Annotated in this window: 17 protein-coding genes; 15 read left to right on the plus strand and 2 right to left on the minus strand. The window is 67.2% G+C overall.

Translation table 11 applies throughout. The features are described from left to right. Positions 1-189 precede the first annotated feature (189 nt). From IAE56_RS15185 to IAE56_RS15245, 13 genes are all read left to right on the plus strand, one after another. Positions 190-498, plus strand: coding sequence for a YerC/YecD family TrpR-related protein (locus IAE56_RS15185; RefSeq protein WP_108768699.1), 309 nt, complete (start codon positions 190-192; stop codon positions 496-498). 34 nt (positions 499-532) lie between these two features. Beyond that, positions 533-1,444, plus strand: coding sequence for an ATP phosphoribosyltransferase (hisG, locus tag IAE56_RS15190; RefSeq protein ID WP_079221702.1), 912 nt, complete (start codon positions 533-535; stop codon positions 1,442-1,444). Further along, positions 1,441-2,736: a histidinol dehydrogenase gene (hisD, locus tag IAE56_RS15195; RefSeq protein WP_200753094.1), complete on the plus strand. Its 1,296-nt coding sequence runs from the start codon at positions 1,441-1,443 to the stop codon at positions 2,734-2,736. The genes hisG and hisD overlap by 4 nt, the downstream gene beginning before the upstream one ends. Next, on the plus strand, positions 2,733-3,827 hold the full coding sequence (hisC, locus tag IAE56_RS15200; protein ID WP_200753095.1) for a histidinol-phosphate transaminase: 1,095 nt from the start codon (positions 2,733-2,735) through the stop codon (positions 3,825-3,827). The genes hisD and hisC overlap by 4 nt, the downstream gene beginning before the upstream one ends. Further along, complete coding sequence (hisB, locus tag IAE56_RS15205; RefSeq protein ID WP_200753096.1) at positions 3,824-4,897, plus strand: bifunctional histidinol-phosphatase/imidazoleglycerol-phosphate dehydratase HisB; 1,074 nt, start codon at positions 3,824-3,826, stop codon at positions 4,895-4,897. The genes hisC and hisB overlap by 4 nt, the downstream gene beginning before the upstream one ends. Next, positions 4,894-5,496 carry an imidazole glycerol phosphate synthase subunit HisH gene (gene hisH / locus IAE56_RS15210; protein WP_108768703.1) on the plus strand — a complete coding sequence of 201 codons (603 nt, stop codon included), beginning with the start codon at positions 4,894-4,896 and terminating at the stop codon, positions 5,494-5,496. Before hisB ends, hisH begins: the two co-directional genes overlap by 4 nt. After that, the gene (gene hisA / locus IAE56_RS15215; protein WP_200753097.1) at positions 5,493-6,227 is read left to right on the plus strand and encodes a 1-(5-phosphoribosyl)-5-[(5-phosphoribosylamino)methylideneamino]imidazole-4-carboxamide isomerase; all 735 of its coding nucleotides are present in this window, start codon (positions 5,493-5,495) and stop codon (positions 6,225-6,227) included. Before hisH ends, hisA begins: the two co-directional genes overlap by 4 nt. Further along, on the plus strand, positions 6,221-6,997 hold the full coding sequence (gene hisF / locus IAE56_RS15220) for an imidazole glycerol phosphate synthase subunit HisF (protein WP_200753098.1): 777 nt from the start codon (positions 6,221-6,223) through the stop codon (positions 6,995-6,997). The genes hisA and hisF overlap by 7 nt, the downstream gene beginning before the upstream one ends. After that, positions 6,987-7,607: a bifunctional phosphoribosyl-AMP cyclohydrolase/phosphoribosyl-ATP diphosphatase HisIE gene (gene hisIE / locus IAE56_RS15225; RefSeq protein WP_108768706.1), complete on the plus strand. Its 621-nt coding sequence runs from the start codon at positions 6,987-6,989 to the stop codon at positions 7,605-7,607. Before hisF ends, hisIE begins: the two co-directional genes overlap by 11 nt. Before the next feature lie 173 nt (positions 7,608-7,780). After that, a complete protein-coding gene (locus tag IAE56_RS15230; RefSeq protein ID WP_200753099.1) occupies positions 7,781-9,370 on the plus strand; it encodes a calcineurin-like phosphoesterase family protein in 1,590 nt (529 codons plus the stop codon). A gap of 107 nt (positions 9,371-9,477) precedes the next feature. Further along, positions 9,478-10,521, plus strand: coding sequence for a glucokinase (locus tag IAE56_RS15235; RefSeq protein WP_200753100.1), 1,044 nt, complete (start codon positions 9,478-9,480; stop codon positions 10,519-10,521). A gap of 58 nt (positions 10,522-10,579) precedes the next feature. Next, on the plus strand, positions 10,580-11,578 hold the full coding sequence (locus IAE56_RS15240) for a N(4)-(beta-N-acetylglucosaminyl)-L-asparaginase (RefSeq protein ID WP_200753101.1): 999 nt from the start codon (positions 10,580-10,582) through the stop codon (positions 11,576-11,578). Continuing rightward, positions 11,575-12,306, plus strand: a complete 732-nt coding sequence (locus IAE56_RS15245) for a copper homeostasis protein CutC (RefSeq protein WP_200753102.1) — start codon at positions 11,575-11,577, stop codon at positions 12,304-12,306. Before IAE56_RS15240 ends, IAE56_RS15245 begins: the two co-directional genes overlap by 4 nt. Before the next feature lie 140 nt (positions 12,307-12,446). Here the strand turns inward: IAE56_RS15245 and IAE56_RS15250 are convergent, their stop codons facing one another. After that, a complete protein-coding gene (locus IAE56_RS15250) occupies positions 12,447-12,656 on the minus strand; it encodes a hypothetical protein (RefSeq protein WP_200753103.1) in 210 nt (69 codons plus the stop codon). 604 nt (positions 12,657-13,260) lie between these two features. Between IAE56_RS15250 and IAE56_RS15255 the strand changes: the two genes are divergently transcribed. Continuing rightward, the gene (locus IAE56_RS15255) at positions 13,261-13,650 is read left to right on the plus strand and encodes a hypothetical protein (RefSeq protein ID WP_234456117.1); all 390 of its coding nucleotides are present in this window, start codon (positions 13,261-13,263) and stop codon (positions 13,648-13,650) included. Positions 13,651-13,966: 316 nt separating this feature from the next. Beyond that, positions 13,967-16,927, plus strand: a complete 2,961-nt coding sequence (locus IAE56_RS15260) for a TonB-dependent receptor (protein WP_200753105.1) — start codon at positions 13,967-13,969, stop codon at positions 16,925-16,927. Between the two features lie 102 nt (positions 16,928-17,029). On the opposite strand, the gene IAE56_RS15265 is transcribed toward IAE56_RS15260, so the two are convergent. After that, positions 17,030-20,116, minus strand: coding sequence for a TonB-dependent receptor (locus IAE56_RS15265; RefSeq protein ID WP_200753106.1), 3,087 nt, complete (start codon positions 20,114-20,116; stop codon positions 17,030-17,032). Between the last annotated feature and the right edge of the window lie 460 nt (positions 20,117-20,576).

Here is a 20,576-nt window from a genome sequence, read left to right on the forward strand (position 1 = left end):
GTCCCCCCGCCCCCCCACACCCCCCCCCCCCCCCCCCAACCCTCAGTACCCCAGCGTTTGCCGTTGACCTTGGCGTTAGCGGGTGCAGGGCAGCAGCCCTGCCAAGCCCCCAATCCCAAATTTGACGCACTGCGCAAGAATGCGCTAATGTACTAGCGCGCTATTACATTGATGCAAGAACTCCACCCCGTGAAAGCCCGCCCCGACATCGCCGCCAAAGACCCCCAGGCCGACCTCGACTCCCTGGCCCAGGCCTTTGCCGCCCTGCGCGAACCCGACCAGGTGCTCGCCTTCCTGCGCGACCTCTGCACCCCGGCCGAGCTCGAAGCCATGGCCGACCGCTGGAAGGTCGTCCCCCTGCTGCAGCAGGGCGTGCCCTACCGCGAGATCCACGAACGAACCGGCGTCAGCGTGACCACCACCGGACGGGTGGCACGCACCCTCGAGCATGGCCATCGAGGCTATGCCGCCGCCGTCGACCGCCTTGCTTCGCGCTGATCCGCGCCCCGTTCCGAACTTAGAGACCTCCCCCATGAGTGCAACCCAGGCAGCGCCGGCACGTGACCGGCTGCGTATCGCCATCCAGAAGAGTGGCCGTCTGGCCGAACCCGCCCGCAACCTGCTCAGCGCCTGCGGCCTGAGCTGGCGCGAAAGCCGCGACAAGCTGTTCTGCTACGGCGAATCGCTGCCGGTGGACCTGCTGCTGGTGCGCGACGACGACATTCCCGGCCTGATCGCCGACGGCGTCTGCGACCTCGGCATCGTCGGCCGCAACGAACTGGACGAGCAGGCCGCCGCACGCCGCCAGATCGGCCTGCCCGACGCCTACCAGGCCCTGCGTGGGCTCGGCTTCGGCCAGTGCCGTCTGATGCTGGCCGTGCCCGAGGAATGGCAGTGGGAAGGCCCGGCGCAGCTGGCCGGCACCCGCATCGCCACCAGCTACCCGGCCATCCTCAAGCAGTGGCTGGCCGAGCAGGGTGTGGACGCACAGGTGGTCGAACTCTCCGGCTCGGTGGAAATCGCACCGCGCCTGGGCACCGCCGAACTGATCTGCGACCTGGTTTCCAGCGGCGCCACCCTGCGCGCCAACCAGCTCACCCCGGTGCACAACCTGCTGGACAGCGAAGCCGTGCTGGCCGGTGCGGTGCGCGTGCCGGACGATGCCCGCGCCGGGCTGCGCAGCATGCTGCTGCGGCGTCTGGACGGCGTGGTGCAGAAGCAGGATCGCAAGCTGCTGATGTTCCGCGCCAGCGAGGACCGCGTGGACGCGCTGGCGCAGCTGCTGGCCGATGCCGAACCGCTGGTGCGTTTGCCTGCTGATGGCGGTGCACTGCGCCTGCAGACCATGTGCCCGGGTCCGCTGACCTGGCAGCGCATGGAAGAACTGGAGCGCGCCGGCGCACAGGGCCTGATGGTACTGAGCGTGGAGCGGTCGCTGGCATGAATCGTCTGATCTGGTCACAACTCGATGAAGCCGCCCGCAGCGCGGCGCTGACCCGCCCGGTGCAGACCGTGGCGCAGCAGACCCGTGATGCCGTGGCCGCGCTGATCGCGCAGGTGCGGGCACAGGGCGACGAGGCGCTACGCGCCATCACCGCACGTTTCGATCGCGTCGAACTGCCTTCCTTCGAAGTCAGCGAGGCGGAGTTCGCTGCGGCCGAAGCCGCCGTGCCGGCCGAACTGCGCCAGGCCATGGTCGAAGCCGCCGCGCGCATCACCCGCTTCCACGAAGCGGGCATGGGCAAGGGCTATGCGGTGGAAACCGCGCCCGGCGTGGTCTGCGAACGCATGCTGCGGCCGATCGGCCGCGTCGGCCTGTACGTGCCGGCCGGCAGCGCACCGCTGCCGTCCACCGCGCTGATGCTGGGTGTGCCGGCGCAGCTGGCCGGTTGCCCGCAGGTCGTGCTGTGCACGCCGCCGCGCGCCGATGGCACGGCCGATCCGGCGGTGCTGGTGGCCGCGCGCCTGACCGGCGTGCAGCGCGTATTCAAGCTGGGCGGTGCCCAGGCCATCGCCGCGATGGCCTATGGCACGGACAGCATTCCGGCCTGCGACAAGCTGTTCGGGCCGGGCAACAGTTTCGTCACCGAAGCCAAGCAGCAGGTCGCGCAGGACGGCGCCGCCGCCATCGACATGCCGGCCGGTCCTTCGGAAGTGCTGGTCATCGCCGATGCCGGTGCCAGTCCGGCGTTCGTGGCCGCTGACCTGCTGTCGCAGGCCGAGCACGGCCCGGATTCGCAGGTGCTGCTGCTGACCGACGATGCGGCGATGCTCGCTGCGGTCGAGGCAGAAGTGGAGCGCCAGGTCGCGCTGCTGCCGCGCCAGGAGATCGCACGCCAGGCCCTGTCGGCCTCACGCCTGATCCAGGTCGATACGCTGGCGGAGGCCTTCGCGATCAGCAACCGCTACGCACCCGAGCACCTGATCCTCGCCCTGCGCGAACCGCGTGACTGGCTGGACCAGGTGCAGGCTGCCGGCTCGGTTTTCCTCGGTGATTACACCCCCGAAGCACTGGGCGACTACTGCAGCGGCACCAACCACGTGCTGCCCACCGCCGGTGCCGCGCGTGCCTACAGCGGCGTCAGCGTCGCCAGCTTCCAGAACCTGATCAGCGTGCAGAGCGCCAGCGCCGCCGGCCTCGCCGCGATCGGCGGCTGCGCGCGCATCATCGCCAGCGCCGAAGGCCTGGACGCGCACGAACGTGCGGTGGCCCTGCGCATGGAGGCTGCCGCATGAGCGCCGTCATCGATGACGTGCTGGCGCTGGTGCGCCCGGACCTGCAGGCCTTTGCCGGCTACAGCTCGGCGCGCAGCGCGGCCGTGCAGGGCGAGGTGTGGTTGAATGCCAACGAATCGGCCTGGGCCAATCCAGCCGACAGCGCCGGCAGCAGCCGACGCTACCCCGAGCCGCAGCCGCTGGCGCTGCGCGAAGGCCTGGCGGCGCTGTATGGCGTGCAGCCGCAGCAGCTGCTGGTCGGGCGGGGCAGCGACGAGGCCATCGACCTGCTGGTGCGCGCCCTGTGCGTGCCCGGCCGTGACGGTGTTCTGGTGACCTCGCCGGTGTTCGGCATGTACGCGGTCTGTGCGCGCCTGCAGGGTGCGCCGTTGATCGACGTGCCGCTGGTCGATGGCGAAGACGGCCTGCGTGCCGACCTCGACGCGGTCATCGGCACGGCACAGGCGCAGGGCGCCAAGCTGGTGTTCCTGTGCGCGCCGTCCAACCCGGCCGGCAGCGATATCGGCCTGGCCGAAATCGAACGCGTGGCCACCGCGCTGCGCGGGCAGGCCCTGGTGGTGGTCGACGAGGCCTACGTCGAATATGCGCAGCGCGCGTCGGCGACCACGCTGCTGGCCGCGCACGCCAACGTCGCCGTGCTGCGCACGCTGTCGAAGGCGCACGCACTGGCTGCGGCGCGCATCGGCACCCTGATTGCTGCGCCGGAACTGATTGCCGTGCTGCGTCGCTGCCAGGCGCCGTACCCGGTGCCGACACCGTGTGCCGAGCTGGCCGTGCAGGCCCTGCAGCCGGCCGCGCTGGCGCGTACCGCCGAGCGCGTGGCCACGGTCATCGCCGAGCGCGACCGTCTGTTTGCCGCGTTGCCGGGCCTGCCCGGCGTGCGTCGCGTGTACCGCTCGTCCGGCAACTACCTGCTGGTCCGCTTCGCCGATGCGCAGGCCGCGTTCGATACGCTGCTGGCCGCCGGCGTGGTGGTGCGTGACCAGCGCGCCGCGCCGCAGCTGGGCGATGCCCTGCGCATCAGCATCGGCAGTCCAGAAGAAAACGACCGCGTGCTCGCGGCCCTGTCGGCCCGGAGGGCTGCTGCATGACCCCCATCCTGTTCATCGACCGCGACGGCACCCTCATCGAGGAGCCGGCCGACTTCCAGATTGACGCCTACGAAAAGCTGCGCTTCGTGCCGCAGGTGATCCCCGCGCTGCTGAAGCTGCGCGACGCCGGCTACCAGTTCGTCATCGTCACCAACCAGGACGGCCTGGGCAGCGAAAGCTACCCGCGCGCCAGCTTCGATGGCCCCAACGACCTGATGCTGCAGATCTTCGAAAGCCAGGGCATCAGCTTCCGTGACGTGCTGGTGGACTGCAGCTGGCCGCAGGACAACGCACCCACCCGCAAGCCGGGCATCGGCCTGATGACCGCCTACCTGCAGGACCGCAGCATCGACTGGGCGCGATCGGGCATGGTCGGCGACCGCATCACCGACCTGCAGTTCGCCGACAACCTCAACATCCGTGGCTTCCAGCTGCGCACCGAACAGTTCGGTGGTGAATGGGACTGGGCGGGTATCGCCCACGCCCTGGCCGATGCACCGCGCACCGCCGTGGTCCAGCGCAATACCAAGGAAACCAGGATCCGCGTCGAACTGGACTTGGATCGCGTCGGCGACGCGCACATTTCGACCGGCCTGCCGTTCTTCGACCACATGCTGGAGCAGATCGGCAAGCACGGCGGCTTCGCCCTGGACATCCGGGCCGAGGGCGACCTGCACATCGACGAGCACCACACCATCGAAGACACCGGGCTGGCCTTGGGCCAGGCGCTGCGCGAGGCGCTGGGTGACAAGCGCGGCATCGGCCGCTACGGCTTCACCCTGCCGATGGACGAGACCCTGGCCAGCGCCGCGCTGGATTTCAGCGGCCGCCCGTATTTCGTGTTCGAAGGCGAGTTCAAGCGCGAGCGCGTAGGCGACATGCCGACCGAGCTGGTGCCGCACTTCTTCCGTTCGCTGTGCGATGCCAGCGGCCTGAACCTCAACCTGCAGGTGCGCGGCGACAACGACCACCACAAGGTCGAAGCCTGCTTCAAGGCGCTGGCACGTGCACTGCGCCCGGCGCTGGCCCGACAGGGCACCGCGCTGCCGACCACCAAGGGGGCGCTGTGAGCGAGGTTGCACTGATCGATGCCGGCGGTGCCAACCTCGGTTCGGTGCGCTACGCGCTGGAGCGACTGGGCGCGAATGTGCGCCTGGTACGCGATGCCGAGGGCCTGGTCGGCGCACAGCGGGTGATCCTGCCCGGCGTCGGTGCGGCCGCACCGGGCATGCAGCGCCTGCATGCGCAGGGCCTGGTTGAACCGCTGCGCCGTCTGGAGGTGCCGCTGATGGGCATCTGCCTGGGCATGCAGCTGCTGTTCGAGCGCTCCGAGGAAACCGGCGTCGATGCGCTGGGCCTGATTCCCGGCACGGTGCGCAAGCTGGTGCCGGCCTGTGGCATCCGCGTACCGCACATGGGCTGGAACCGGCTGCTGGCACTGCGCCCGTCACTGCTGCTGCAGGGCGTGCCGGACCGTTCCAGCGCCTATTTCGTGCACAGCTACGCCGCACCGCTGAACGCCCACACCGTCGCCGCCTGTGACCACGGCGGCCTGTTCACCGCCGTGATCGAGCAGGGCCGCTATTTCGGCGCCCAGTTCCACCCCGAGCGTTCCGGCGATACCGGTTCGCTGATGCTGCGCAATTTCCTCGAGGGCACTGCTGCATGAGTTTCACCGTCTACCCCGCACTGGATATCCGCGAAGGCCGCGTGGTGCGCCTGCGCCAGGGCGACTACGCGCAGGAAACCTCCTACGGCGACGATCCGCTGCCGCGCGCGCAGGCGTTTGCCGCGCAGGGCGCGCAGTGGATGCATCTGGTCGACCTGGACGCTGCTCGCGCCGGCGGCTACACCCTGGCCCCGCTGCTGGCGTCGATCCGCCAGAACACCCCGCTGCAGGTGCAGACCGGTGGCGGCGTGCGTGGCCGTGATGACGTGGCGCGCATCCTCGATGCCGGTGCCAACCGGGTGGTGGTCGGCTCGCTGGCCGTGCGCCGCCCCGACGAAGTGCTGGGCTGGCTGGATGAGTTCGGCGCCGAAGGCATCACCATTGCCCTCGACGCCCGCCAGGACGCGCGGGGCCAGTGGCAGCTGCCGGTGCACGGCTGGACCGAGAATGCCGGGGTGACCCTGGACGACCTGGCCCAGCGCTACGCGCGCGCCGGCATGCGCCACCTCCTGTGCACCGACATCGCCCGCGACGGCATGCTGGCCGGCCCCAACATCAGCCTGTACACGCACCTGTCGGCCTTGCTGCCGGGCGTGGCGGTGCAGGCGTCCGGTGGCATCCGTGACGTGGCCGACGTGGCCGAAGCACGTGCTGCCGGCTGCGGCGGTGCCATCCTCGGCAAGGCGCTGCTGGAACAGCGCATGGATCTGGGCGAGGCGCTGGCATGCTGAGCCGCCGCATCATTCCCTGCCTGGACGTGCGCGATGGCCGCGTGGTCAAGGGCGTGCGCTTCCGCGACCACGTCGACATGGGCGACATCGCCGAGCTGGCCCAGCGCTACCGCGACCAGGGTGCCGACGAGCTGGTGTTCTATGACATCGGCGCCAGCCCCGAGGCACGCTCGGTGGACGTGGCCTGGATCGAGCGCATCGCGCGCCTGATCGACATCCCGTTCTGCGTGGCCGGTGGCATCAACAGCGTGGATACCGCGCGCCGGGTCCTGTTTGCCGGTGCTGACAAGGTGTCGATCAACTCGCCCGCGCTGGGCCGCCCGGAACTGATCACTGAACTGGCCGAAGAGTTCGGCGTGCAGTGCGTGGTGGTCGGCGTCGATTCGGTGCGCGAGGACGATGGCCAGTGGCGCGTGCGTCGCTTCACCGGTGACCCGAACAAGACCCAGGCCGTGCCGCTGCGCACGCTGGACTGGATCGTCGAGGCGCAGCGCCTCGGTGCCGGTGAGATCGTGCTGAACTGCATGGACAGCGACGGTGTGCGCCGTGGCTACGATGTGGAGCAGCTGCGCCAGGCCCGTGCGCTGTGCAACGTGCCGCTCATCGCCTCTGGCGGTGCCGGTGCGATGGAGCATTTCGCCCAGGCCTTCGACCAGGCCGACGTGGATGGCGCGCTGGCTGCCAGCGTGTTCCACAGCGGTGCCATCGCCATTGCAGATTTGAAGCGCTACCTGCGCGAACAGCAGATCGAGGTTCGAGATGTCTATTGAAGTACGCCCGTCGCCGCAGGCGCTGGAATCGCTGGACTGGGCAAAGGGCGATGGCCTGCTGCCGGCCGTGGTGCAGGATGCCGACACACTGCAGGTGCTGATGCTGGGCTATGTCAACGCCGAGTCGCTGCACATCACCCAGGTGACCGGGCACATGACCTTCTACAGCCGCAGCAAGCAGCGCCTGTGGACCAAGGGCGAGCAGTCCGGCCACGTGCTGGCGGTACAGTCGATCAGCGTGGACTGCGATGCCGACACCGTGCTGGTGCTGGCACGCCCGGCCGGCCCGACCTGCCACACCGGTGCTGAAAGCTGCTTCGATGGCGCGCCGAAGGATTTCCTCGGCGGCCTGGGCCAGCTGGTGGCCGTGCGCGAGGCACAGCGTCCGCCGGGCAGCTACACCACCTCGCTGTTCGAAGGTGGCATCCGCCGCATCGCGCAGAAGGTGGGCGAGGAGGGCGTGGAAACCGCGCTGGCTGCGGTGGCGCAGGACGACGAGGCCCTGCTGGGCGAATCGGCCGACCTGCTGTACCACCTGCTGGTGCTGCTGCGCGCGCGCGGGCTGTCGCTGCAGGACGCCCGCGATGTGCTGGAAATGCGCCACCGTTGATGGGGCGTGCGGACCAACGGTCCGCACCTACCGGACACGCGGGCGATGATGGGGCCGTGCGGACCAACGGTCCGCACCTACCTGTAGAGTCGAGCTTGCTCGACTGCCCTTTGCAAGACAGTCGAGCAAGCTCGACTCTACAATGGGCGGTCTTTCTTTCCCGGACCGCCCCCATGAAACTGCCCGCCGCCTGGCTGTGCTGCCTGTTGCTGACTTCGCCGGCCTGGGCCGCCGACACGGTGGTCAGTGGCAAGGTCTATCTCGAACGCGACGGCAGGCCCGGGCGCGGCGCGACCGATCCGGGCCTGGCCGGGGTGCAGGTCTCCAACGGCGAGACCATCGTCAAGACCGCGGCCGACGGCAGCTACAGCCTGCCGGTGCGCGACGGGCAGACCGTGTTCGTCATCAAGCCCGATGCCTACAGCTTCCCGAAGGCGGCCGACGGCCTGCCGACGTTCTGGCGCCACTACCGCCCGAACGGTTCGCCGGCCCTGAAGTACGGCGGCATCGCCGCCACCGGCGCGGCCGACCGTGGCTGGGATTTCGCCCTGCAGTCCGATCGCCATGACAGCCGCCGCGGCTTCCAGATGCTGGTCTTCACCGATTCGCAGACGGCCAGCCTGAAGGACATCGGCTACTACCAGCAGTCCATCGTGGCGCCGCTGGTGGGCCAGACCAAGGCACGCCTGGGCACCACCCTGGGCGACATCGTCAACGACGACCTGGGCCTGTACCCGGCCATCAACAAGGTCACCACCGAACTGGGCGTGCCGTGGTTCCATGTGCCGGGCAACCACGACCTGGATTTCGATGCCGCCAACGACGACCACTCGCTGGACAGCTGGCGCAACATCTACGGCCCGGACACCTACGCGGTGGAAGAGGGCGGTGCCAGCTTCGTGTTCCTCGATGACGTGGTCTACGACCCCAACGCCAAGCCGAAGTACGTCGGCGGCCTGCGCGAGGACCAGTTCGCCTTCCTGGCCGGCTACCTGAAGGGCCTGCGCAAGGACCGCTTGCTGGTACTGGGCATGCACATCCCGCTGTTCGACGCTGCGCCGGGTCGCGAGACCTTCCGCCACGCCGACCGCCAGCGCCTGTTCGACCTGCTCAAGGATTTCCGCAACGTGCTGGTGCTGAGCGGCCACAGCCACACCCAGCAGCACGTCTACCACGGCAAGGCCGAGGGCTGGCAGGGTGAGAAGCCGCTGCACGAGTACAACGTCGGTGCCAACTGCGGCGCGTTCTGGTCGGGCGTGAAGAATGCTGCGGGCGTACCCGACAGCACCATGAGCGATGGCACGCCGAAGGGCTACGCGCTGCTGGACGTGGCCGGCAACGGCAGCTACCGCCTGCAGTACCGCGTGGCCGGTGCCCCGGCCAGCGACCAGATCGGCCTGCATGCGCCGAAGGTGCTGCGCCAGGGGGCTTACCCGGCATGGGGCGTGTACGCCAACGTGTACATGGGCGAGGACACCAGCGTGGTCGAGTTCCGCGTTGACGGCGGTGCCTGGCAGGCGATGAAGCAGGTCAGCCAGCCTGACCCGCGCCTGCTGGTGGAGAACGTGGCCGATGACACGACCGACGTCCTGCGCGGCTATGATCGTTCGCCGGAAGCCACCGCATCGCCGCACCTGTGGCGTGGCGCGCTGCCGACCAACCTCGAGGTGGGCAGCCACAAGATCGAGGTGCGCTCGACCCAGCCCGATGGCGCGGTGTTCACCGCCACCACCCGCTACAGCCTGCAGACGGCCCAGCCCTGATCCAGGCCGGTCCGGGTGCAGGTTCGCTGCACCCGGTCCCGCAGCGTTGGCAAAGCGCGTTCAATGCCTGAGAATCGACACGATTCAATCGATTCAAGCAGGCCAGTGTGAACGTTGCAGCAGCGTCCCCGGTACTTTCCGATCTGGCCAGCCCTTCCGCTGGCAGCGGTACCCCCCACGGCCATGATCCGCGCAGCCTGGTGGTGGCCGACGTCGGCGGCACCTTCGCCCGCCTGGCCCTGGCCGAGACCACGCCGGGGCAGACCCCGCGACTGGGCAGCTACCGCACCTACGCCTGCGCCGATCATCCGAGCCTGGCCGCGATCCTCGCCGATTTCACTGCCAGCCTCGGCCAGCCGGTCAGCACGGCCGTGGTGGCGATTGCCGGTCTGCTCGATGGCGATGTGCTGATCAACGCCAACCTGCCGTGGACGGTCTCGCTGTCGACCACCCGCGCGCAGTCCGGGCTGCAGGAACTGCAGCTGATCAACGATTTTGAAGCGGTGGCGCTGGCCATTCCCTACCTGCAGGCCGACACCCTGGTGCCGTTGAACGGCGATGCCGATCCGGCGCAGGCGTTCCCGGCGCTGGTGCTGGGCGCGGGGACCGGCCTTGGCGCCGCGCTGCGCTTTGCCGATGGCGACCGCCCTGTGCTGGCCAGCGAACTCGGCCACGCGGCGCTGGGCGCCGGCAACGCGCTGGAGCTGCAGGTGCTGGGCCAGCTGCTGCAGCGCTGGCCGCACGTGGACAACGAACGCGTGCTGTCCGGCAGTGGCCTGATGAACCTTTACCCGTGCCTGTGCGAACTGCGCGGCGCGCCCCCGCAGTGGCACAGCACCGAGGCGCTGATCGGCGCGGCGCGCAGTGGCGAGGATCCGCTGGCGGTGGAAACCCTGCAGGTGTTCTGCGCGTGGCTGGGCAGCCTGGCCGGTGATGCGGCGATCGCCGTGGGCGCGCGCTCGGTCTATCTGGCCGGTGGCATCTCCGCGCACGTGCAGGATTTCCTCGCCGATGGCCGCTTCCGCGAGCGCTTCCTCAACAAGGGCGTGCTGACCGACGTGCTGCGCCAGGTGCCGGTGTGGCGCGTCGAACACGGCCAGCTGGGCGTACTCGGCGCGGCGGTCTGGCACGCGGCGCGCACGCCGGCATAAGAACAACAGCAAGGCTGCCGGCAGCCTGCCGGCGGCGGAACGGACGACGGAGGCGGACATGGTGGATCGCAGGCAGTTCCTTCAGGCCGGAGCACTGGCCGCGGGCATGGCGGCATTGCCGAGCGCGCAGGCGCGCGCGCAGGGCGGAGCGAAGGTCGTTTCAACCTGGGATTTCGGCGTGCCGGCCAACCAGGCGGCATGGAAGGTCCTGGCCAACGGTGGCAGCGCGCTGGATGCTGTTGAAGCCGGTGCGCGCTGGGCCGAGAGCGAGCTGTGCAATCCCACCGTCGGCCATTGCGGCAACCCGGATCGTGACGGCGTGCTGAGCCTGGACGCGAGCATCATGGACGGCGATGGTCGCTGCGGTGCGGTCGCCGCGCTGGTGGACATCCTGCACCCGGTGTCGGTGGCCCGCAAAGTGATGGAGAACAGCCCGCACGTGCTGCTGGTGGGCGAGGGCGCGCAGCAGTTCGCGGTGCAGCAGGGCTTCGAGCGCCAGCACCTGCTGACGCCGCAGGCCGAGGCGGCCTGGCGCGAGTGGCTGAAGACCGAGAAGTACCAGCCGCAGATCAACGCCGAGCGCCGCGGCATCCCCGGCAACAGCGACAACCACGACACCATCGGCATGCTGGCGCTGGACGCCAGGGGCAACCTCGCCGGCGCCTGCACCACCAGTGGCATGGCCTGGAAGCTGCACGGCCGCGTCGGCGACAGCCCGATCATCGGCGCCGGCCTGTACGTGGACAACGAGGTGGGCGCGGCGACGGCCTCGGGCGTGGGCGAGGAAATGATCCGCAACGCGGCCTCGTTCCTGGTGGTCGAGCTGATGCGCCAGGGGCGCACGCCGGCCCAGGCCTGCCGCGAGGCCATCGACCGGGTGGTGCGCAAGCGCCCCGAGGCGAGCAAGACGCTGCAGGTCTGCTTCCTGGCGATGAACAAGCAGGGCGAAGTCGGCGCGTACGCGTTGCATCGCGGCTTCGTCTACGCGGTGTGCGACGGGCAGCGCCAGGACGACCTGCGCGATTCGGCGTCGATCTACACGAGCACCCAGGCGTGAGCGTGCGCCTGGGCCTGGAGATCGCCAGCAATTCGGTGGCCTCGGCGCTTGCCGCGCAGGCCGGTGGTGCGGACCGCATCGAACTGTTCGACAACCTCGCCGAAGGCGGCACCACGCCGTCCTTCGCCAGCATTGCCACGGCCCGCGAGCGCCTGACCATTCCGCTGTTCGTGCTGGTGCGTCCACGTGCCGGCGATTTCCACTACGACGCACTGGAAACCGAGCTGATGCTGCGCGACATCGCGCAGTGCCGTGCACTCGGCTGCGATGGCGTGGTCGTCGGCGCGCTGGATGCGCAGGGTGACATCGATCTGCCGCTGTGTCGCGAGCTGGTGCAGGCCGCCGGGCCGCTGCAGGTCACGTTCCATCGCGCCTTCGATGCAACCCGCGATCTGTCCGCGGCACTGGAGCAGGTGATCGGCCTCGGCTGCCAGCGCGTGCTGACGTCGGGCGGGCAGGTCAGCGCGGAGGCCGGCAGCAAGGTGCTGGCCGGGCTGGTCACCCAGGCGGCGGGGCGCATCAGCGTGATGGCCGGTGCCGGCCTGGGCCCGGCCAACATCGCCGCGGTTGCCCGACACACGGGCTGCACAGAACTGCACGCCTCGGCCAAGGGCCTGCGGCGCTCGGACATGCAGTTCCAGAACCCGGTGCTGCGCGGCCTGGACCCGGACTGGAGCCAGACCAGCACCGCCACGGTGGCCGCACTGCGCAAGGCGCTGGACGGCTGAGCGCCAAGGACGGAGTCGGATTCCTTCGCAGAAGGGCTCTGACCCCGGATGGCCAAATGCGATGGATGCGGACAAACGCGTTCCGCGCGCACATGTCGTGATCGTGTCACCTCGCTAGAGGCAGTCGGTCTGATACTCAGCTACGCCTGCGTATCCGTAACCGATGTATAGCGAGGTGGCGTGGAGCTCAGCTGGCCTCCTGAAGTGCCTTCATCGCGCCACCAATACTCCTCATATCTGCTTGGGTTCTTGAACTCATAGATGCTGATGATGCCAAGCAGCGAACAAGGTGAGTCGGCCATGAAATCCCAGCCATCCTTCTCGGCGCAGTAGGTTTCGGTCTCTTCCATGAACCATACCCGATACCCCTTTCTGATCACTACATTGATTGCAGTGCTCGCCACATTCGAAAACTCTGAAAGTGCTGGCATTCTTCACCTCGTTGATTGCTGCAGTTACCGGCGCTGATGCGTCTTGTTTCGCGCATCTGTGGTCCTGCGTGATGCGGTGACCAGATGATCGACGTTGATAGAGTGCATGAGATCTCGATGCGGTGTGCATGCATTGTCGCCTTTTGCTGCTTTTTTGCTTTGACGTTGGAGAGCTCTCGGCACGCAGTTCCGGAGGCTGGTGCTGCGCGGCTCTGACCCCGGCTGAGCGGCGCATCAGCTAGCAGGAAAGTGTCGTTTTCGGCTCATGCAGGGGAAACGCCAGCGCGCCGGATGACGGTATGCAGGGCCAGCGGTGCTTCTGGGTGGAAGATCTGCCCCAGATTGTCGACAGTCGACTTGCCCTCCTGCATCGATCGATTTGCACATGCGTCGACTATTTCTGCTCCTCTCCTGTCTGCTGCCAGCTCCCGGAGTTCTGGCGGAGGACGGGCATCGGTCAAACTGGATATGGAACGGTGCCAGTTCTGGGCACCATGGCGTAGGTTGGGGAGCGGACGGCGTGATGCTGTCGCCCGGGGCGCTGGGTGCATTTGTCGATACACGGGTGCACATGATCGGCAACCGGCGGTTCCGTGCGCTGTACCAGGTCTTCGATTCAAACCCCGAGAACCGGATGGGGCGGTGCGGAGCGGGGCGTGAAGTCCATCTGCATGTCTACGAATTGACGCCAACCCGTCCCGTCGAACGCGGCGCGGTTCTGGTCAGCAGTTGCCTGCAGACATTGGCATTGGCCAGCCAGGATTCCGGTGCTCCCGATAGTGAGTCCGACTTCTCGTCTGTCATCTGGACAAAAGATGGTTTCACGGTCGAATGGTGGGGCGACGGCCCCGAGGGTCGTGCGACGAGCCACTATGCACTTCGCAACGGGCAGTTTGGTCCAGCCCAGCCGTAGCCGGCGGCGGCAAGGAACGGACAACACCGTTCCGCGCGTACTTGTCGTGATCGTGTCACGTCGTTGTGCCATCGCCGCACATCCGTGCATCGCAAGTCATTGATTCTGGGATAGACATGCGGTCTTTTACGACTGCGTGGCGTGCATTGCTGCGCCGCGTGATGCCAAGCCTTGTTCAGCCATGCTTTAGTTTGGATCGATCCACAGGGGAGGGCGCGGATCCGGTATGGATCGATGCAATCGCCTTGGGTCGTCGTCTCTGTAGTGCCGCTGTTCCTCGCATCTGCGCGCCCACACCAACGAAGAGCAACTGCCCATGGCTCAGTCCGTCCGTACCCGTCGTCATCTGTTGTCCCAGGCCTTGCTGCTGGCCCTGCTGCCGCTGGCGGCCAGTGCACAGGACGCCGACAGTACTTCCGCCACGAAAGATCTGGATGCGGTCACCGTCACCGGCTCGCGCATCAAGCGCGCGAGTGTCGAAGGACCGGCCCCGGTCAACGTGATCTCCGCCCAGCAGATCCAGAAGGAAGGCTTTGTCACCGTCTACGACGCGTTGAAGACGCTGACCGAAGCGACCGGCACCGTCGAAGCCGCGTCGCAGTGGGGCTCGCACACGCCCAATGCCAGCGGCCTGAACCTGCGCGGCATGGGCCCGAACCGGACCCTGCTGCTGGTCAACGGTCGACGCGTGGCCGACTACCCGCTGCCCTATGGCGGCGAGACCAACTTCTCCAACTACAGCAACATTCCCGCCGCCGCAGTGGAACGCATCGAAGTGCTGACCGGTGGCGCCTCGGCCATCTACGGTTCGGATGCGATCGCCGGCGTGGTCAACGTCATTCTCAAGACCAACTACGACGGTGATGAAGTGCGCGTGCGCGGCGGCACGTCCACCGAAGGCGGTCGGGACACCTGGGATCTTTCCTGGGCCGGCGGCAAGACCGGCGACCACTGGAGCGTGACCTATGCGCTGCAGTACACCAAGCGCGATCCGCTGTTCGGCCGGGACCGGCCGCAGATGGACGATGCCGACGATGCGCCGTATCCGTCCTGGAACATGGAGCAGCGCAAGGTCGGGTTCCGACCCACGGCCGGCCTGGCGCTCATCGACCCCGGCACCGGAGAGCGCCTGGCACCCCCCACTGGAACCTGCGAGAAGTTCGACGGCGAGTACTACACCGCTGATCGCCTGGTCTACAACTACAACGCCAATACCGTGACGAACACCGGGCGCCTGTGCGGCATGAGCGCCGACTACGCCAACTGGCTGCTGACCGGTGGCTCGGAGAACCTCTCCGGCAACCTGTATGCCACGTTCGACTTCGGCAACGATCTGCAGGCGTGGAGCAATCTGGCCGTGTACCGTTCCGAAGCGCTGTGGGGCACCAATCCGCCGAGCGTCACCCTCGTCGACGATGCCAACGGCTACTACTGGGATGCCAACCGCGATCGCCCGATTCTGGGCGTGCGCCAGTTCACCCCCAACGAGGTGGGTGGCCTGGACACCCTGCGCAATACCAACCGTGAACTGTCCTGGGATGTCAGCGCGGGCCTGCGCGGTCGCCTGGCAGACCGCTTCGACTGGAGTGCGTCGGTGGGGCGCTCCTACTACCGCGTGGAAGAGCGGCAGAACGTGGTGGACGAGCAGAAATCGTATGACTTCTTCCTGGGCCCGCGGCTGGGCACCACGGCGGACGGCGAAGCGATCTACGCCTTGAACGAATCGCGCTGGTGGAACCCGATCACTCCTGACGAGTACTGGCAGATGGGTACGGTGGCGCGCAACCGCGCCTCGTCGTGGGTCAACCAGGCCTCGGCGGACATCACCGGCGAACTGTTCCAGGGCTGGGCCGGGCCGGTTTCGTTTGCCGCCGTGGCTGAAGTCGCGCGGCAGGGCTATCACCTCAGTCCCGACCCGCGCGCTGGCATCGACTTCGACCTGCAGAACGTCGACCGTGGCGGTGGCGAGCGCACGCGCTATTCGGCCGGCGTGGAGTTCAAGATTCCACTGGCCGACAGCCTGATCGCCACCGCCGCGGCGCGCTACGACCGCTATGGCAGCTACAAGGCCGATGACAGCGCCGACGCGGTGAGCATCGGCAGCCAGAAGGAAACCACCTGGAATGCGGGCCTGGAATGGCGACCGTTCGAGTCGCTGCTGGTGCGTGGTTCCTATGCCACCAGCTTCCACGCCCCGGACATGCACTACCTGCTGGGCCAGCCCAGCAGTTCGCAGGTGCTGACCTATGATCGGCTGCGCTGCATCGAAAGTGGCGCCTACCTGGTGAACGAGTGCGGCGCGGGCAATCCCGATGTCTGGTACGCGTTTGATGTGAACCGCCGCGGCACGCCCTTGCTGCGTTCTGAAACCGGTGATTCCTGGACCGTCGGTTTTGTCTGGGATGTGCTGCCGAACCTGTCGGTCAGTGCCGACTACTGGGCGATCAAGCTGCAGGACATGATCGTCGACGTGGGTGCCGACGAGGTGCTGGCCAGTGAGGCTGGCTGCCTGACCGGCAAGAACATCGACGGCACGCCCTGGGCCAATCCGGCCGGTGGCGAATACTGCGCCGGCATCCTCGCGCGCGTGAACCGTGACAGCAATGGTCGCCTCGTCTCCATTGAGCGCGGCCCGTTCAACCTGGCCAGCCGTGAGGTCCGCGGCATCGACCTGACCGCACGCTACCGGCTGGAAACCGCTGCGTGGGGCAGCTTCCAGTTGGGCGTGAACTACACCAACCAGCTCTCGACCAAGGAGCAGCGCTACGCCAACGATCCCAATCCCGAGCGTCGCGACCGCGACCTGCGCAGCAAACTGCGCGCCAGCCTGGGTTGGCAGCACGGCCACTGGAACGCCAATGTCTACGCAGACCGCGTCGGTTCGGTGCCGGGCGTGCGTTACCACTGGGGCACCGACCGCCTGGACAACCCCGGTGGCTGCCTGCCGTTCGCCGATGGCTATGTACCCAGTGACAGCCCGTCGTTGAACTGCTTGGAGCCGTTGACCCGGCCCGATGGCTCGGCCAACCCCAACCCCAATGCGGGGCAGCAGACCTCGCGCTACTACGGCCGGGTAGGGCCGTTCATCACCTGGAACTTCAACGTCGGTTACCAGGTGACCGAGCACATCAAGGTCAACGCGTACGTCAACAACGCCTTCAATGCCGCCAGCTGGAACCACAAGGATCCCTACAAGGCGGACTACGACTTCGCGCCGACCCGCCTGCTGGGTGCGGTCGGGCGCGAGTTCGCGCTGGAGTATGTGTTCACGTTCTGATCGCGGGAACCTGCTCCTGTAGAGCCGAGCATGGGCTCGGCTCTACAGAAAACGGCAGCCACCTGTAAAAGCGTGGCTGCCGTGGAGGACCGTTGTGCCGGCTTAGAACTTGTAGGTCGCGCCGAAGTAGATCTGGCGGCCCGAGTACAGGTTGGAGATCAAACGGGACTGGGTGTCGCTGCCCAGGTAGATGCGCTGCTCGGACTTGGTGGCGTTGAGCACCGAGGCGGTGAAGGTCAGCGCTTCGGTGAAGTTGTACGCCACGTTCAGATCCAGCTGGTCGTACGGTTCGGTGTACTGGGTCATGCCGTTGACCAGGCCGCCGACCACTTCACCACGACGATTGTACGAGGCACGGGCCAGGAACCGGTCGGTTTCGTAGAACACCGTCAGGTTGGCCTGGTTCTTGGCGCTGCCCACCAGCGGCGAGGCGCCGAGGTTCTCGCCGTTGAGCTCGATCGAGGCCAGGTTGGTGTCGTTGTAGGTGTAGTTGGCCTGCACGCCCAGGCCGAAGTCGAAGGTGTACTGGCCGTAGACTTCCACGCCCTGCGACACCGCGTCACGGCCATTGGCCTGGGTGCTGTAGTCCTGCACCGTCAGCATCTCGCCGCCGACTTCCATCTGCACGTCACGCACGATCGGCACCGTGAAGTTGCCGATGTCCTTGCGGAACAGGCCGACACCGGCGACGGCGCCCGGCATGAAGTACCACTCCACGCCGAGGTCGTACTGGGTGGCCTTGAAGGCTTCGAGGTTCTTGTTGCTGCCGCTGCCGGCCCAGCCTTCGGTCGGCGCACCGCCGGCGACGCGGCGATCGTTGACGTACTCGGCGCTGTAGTAGCTCAGGCTGCCGGGTGCGGCGATGCTTGTGTAGCTCGGACGAGCCACCACCTTCGACGCCGCGCCGCGCAGGACCAGCGTGTCGGTGATGTCCCAGGCGATGTTGAAGCTGGGCAGCACGTCGGTGTAGGTACGATCCGAACCGATCAGCTCGTACGTCTTCTCGCGTGCCAGGGCATCGGGCAGGCGCACGAAGCCACTTTCGCAGCCATAGGTGGGGAAGGCTGCCGCCGCCGGATCATTGCAGGACATCGGAGCGCCGGAGGCGTTGTCCAGGAAGTAATCGTTGAAGCGCTCGATCGAATCGCTGGACTGGGCGAACTGCTCGGTCCGCACCACGCGCACGCCGACGTTGCCGCGCAGGCGCTCGGTGCGGAAGTTGGCCTGGAAGTAGCCCGAGTAGATCTTCTCGTTGACGTTGTAGACGAAGTCGTCCTCGACGCGGTTGTGCGACTGGCCGTAGGTGGAGTTCAGGTGGTCGATGTAGGCCGGGAAGTTGATGCCCGGGAACACATTCGCATTGAAGCCGCCAGCGATGCCGGTGATCGGGTTGGACAGGAAGAAGCCCGGCTGGGCGATGCCGGCCGTGTTGTCGCAGCCCGCCTGGTAGCGGCTGTCGTAGTCAGCCGGATCGGCGCCCTTGCACACCCAGTAGGTGTTGCCGGTGTTGCGATGGACCTTGCCGTCACGGTACTTGGCACCGAACTGGATCGAGTCCAGCCAGCCGCTTTCGAACATCTTGGTGACGTCGGCCTGGAAGTGGTTCTGCTTGACCTCGGTCTGCATCCACGACGAATCGGTCGAGCCGGTGTCGACCTCGGCGATGCCGTTCATCAGCACCTCCTGCAGGTTCGGCGAGACGGTCAGCGTCGGGGTGCCGGTCAGGTCCCACGCGGTGTACTGGTTGCCGGACTCCCACACGCCATTGACGCGGCGGCGCGGCTTGGCCGACATGCGGAAGTTCATCGACGGGCCACCTTCGGACCAGGTACGGCCGCCGCTGAAGGAGGCCTTCCACAGCGGGCTGATGTCCCAGTCGATGGTCAGGTCGGCGGTCTGCGACAGTGCCTTCTCACGGCTGTAGCCGCCGGACATCTGCGGGGTCGGAATGGTGCAGTCATCCGGACCCCAGCCACCCGGGGCCAGGCCGGCGGCCGCGGCTTCGTCTTCACTGCAGTAATAGGCCTTGCCCGGCAGCTTCTCGAACTGCGCGCCGGTGACCACGGTGCCGCTGGGGTCGAAGGTCAGGCCGTTGAGCAGGCGGCCGCCGGCCCAGTTGCCGTCACCGTTGTAGCGCGCCATGTTCCACTCGGGCACCTTGAGCATGTTCTGCGCATAGTTGCCGTCCAGTTCGAAGCGGAAGTAGTTGGCAGTCAGGGTCAGGTTGTCGACCGGCTTGAACTGGAACGTCAGCTGGCCGCCCTTGCGCTCGCGCTCCTCTTCCTTCACGGCGAAGTTCACCGAGGTAGGCATGAAGAAGTCGCTGTAGTTGTGCCCGAACTGGTCGTTGAAGCCGGAGTTGCCCCACCAGTAGTTGATGCCGCCCTGGGTGAGGGCGTTGCCGTTGACATCACGGGCGTCGACGTCGGTGCCGTACCACTGGTAGTTCTCGGTGCTCACTTCCATGGTGCGGCTGGTGCGCTTCTGCTGGGTCACGCCGACCAGCACGCCGAAGCGCTCGTCCTTGCTGTGCCAGGAGTACAGCGCCGACGCCTGCGGATCAACGTCCTGGTGGGTATCGGAAGACACGCCTTCCAGGGTCACGTAGCCGGAGTTGGATTCCATCTCCAGCGGACGGCGGGTGTGCAGGATGACCGTGCCGCCGATGCCGCCTTCGTCGATGCGGGCTTCCGGCGACTTGAACAGCTCGGCGCTGGACAGCATGTTCGACGGCAGCAGGGTGTAGTTGAACGAACGGCTGGCCTCATCGTTGGTTTCGGAGGTGGCGATGTAGTTGCCGTTCAACTGGGTCAGGGTCAGGTCCGGATCGAGGCCGCGCACGCTGACGCTCTTGCCTTCGCCGCCATCGCGGGTGATGACCACGCCGGGCACGCGCTGCAGCGAATCGGCGACGTTCTTGTCGGGGAACTTGCCGACGTCCTCGGCGGTGATCACTTCGACCACGGCGTTGGCGTCGCGCTTCTGCTGCAGGCTCTTTTCGATCGCGTAGCGGTAGCCGGTGACCTGGACGCTGTCCAGGGTGGTGGCATCGGTACCGCCGGTGGTCGGCTGTGCGGTGGCCTGCTGGGCAGCGGCGCCGGTCGGCGCGACGGCTGCGGCCAGGGCCAGCGCGACGGCGAGCGACAAGGTGTCGCGACCGTGCTTACGAGTTGAATGCTTCATTGCCATCTCTCCCTCTCTTGGATTGATCCGGTGACTGACGCGGAACTTGAATCGATCTAATCTGTGATGCCGATTTTTGCTAAGCCGCGCGGCTGCCTGGGGCGGCGCGCTGGTGCTCGGGTACGTGCTGTTCCGGTCCCCAACTCCGGGCCATCCCTGAATTCGCTTGGATCGATCTAAGCGATGGCGGGGCGATTTTTAGCATGGCTGGAGGGGTTGCGCATGCTGCTGCGCAATATTGCAGTGACGTGTCTGCCGAATGATGATTCGCTGAAATGCGCTGGAATCGTTTACATGCGCAAAGGGGAGGGTGGTTCGGCAGGGCTTGCAGCCCTGCACCTGCTTCAAGCCGAAGCCGAAGCAAGATCAAAGGCGGCTCTGGCTTGCTGTGAGTTGGGCGGGGCGGTGTGGGCTGGCAGGACACGCCGTAAACCCATCCCTGGGGGCTCGTAGGCGCCATCCATGG

This window comes from Stenotrophomonas sp. S41 (genome assembly GCF_016624625.1).
GTDB lineage: Bacteria > Pseudomonadota > Gammaproteobacteria > Xanthomonadales > Xanthomonadaceae > Stenotrophomonas.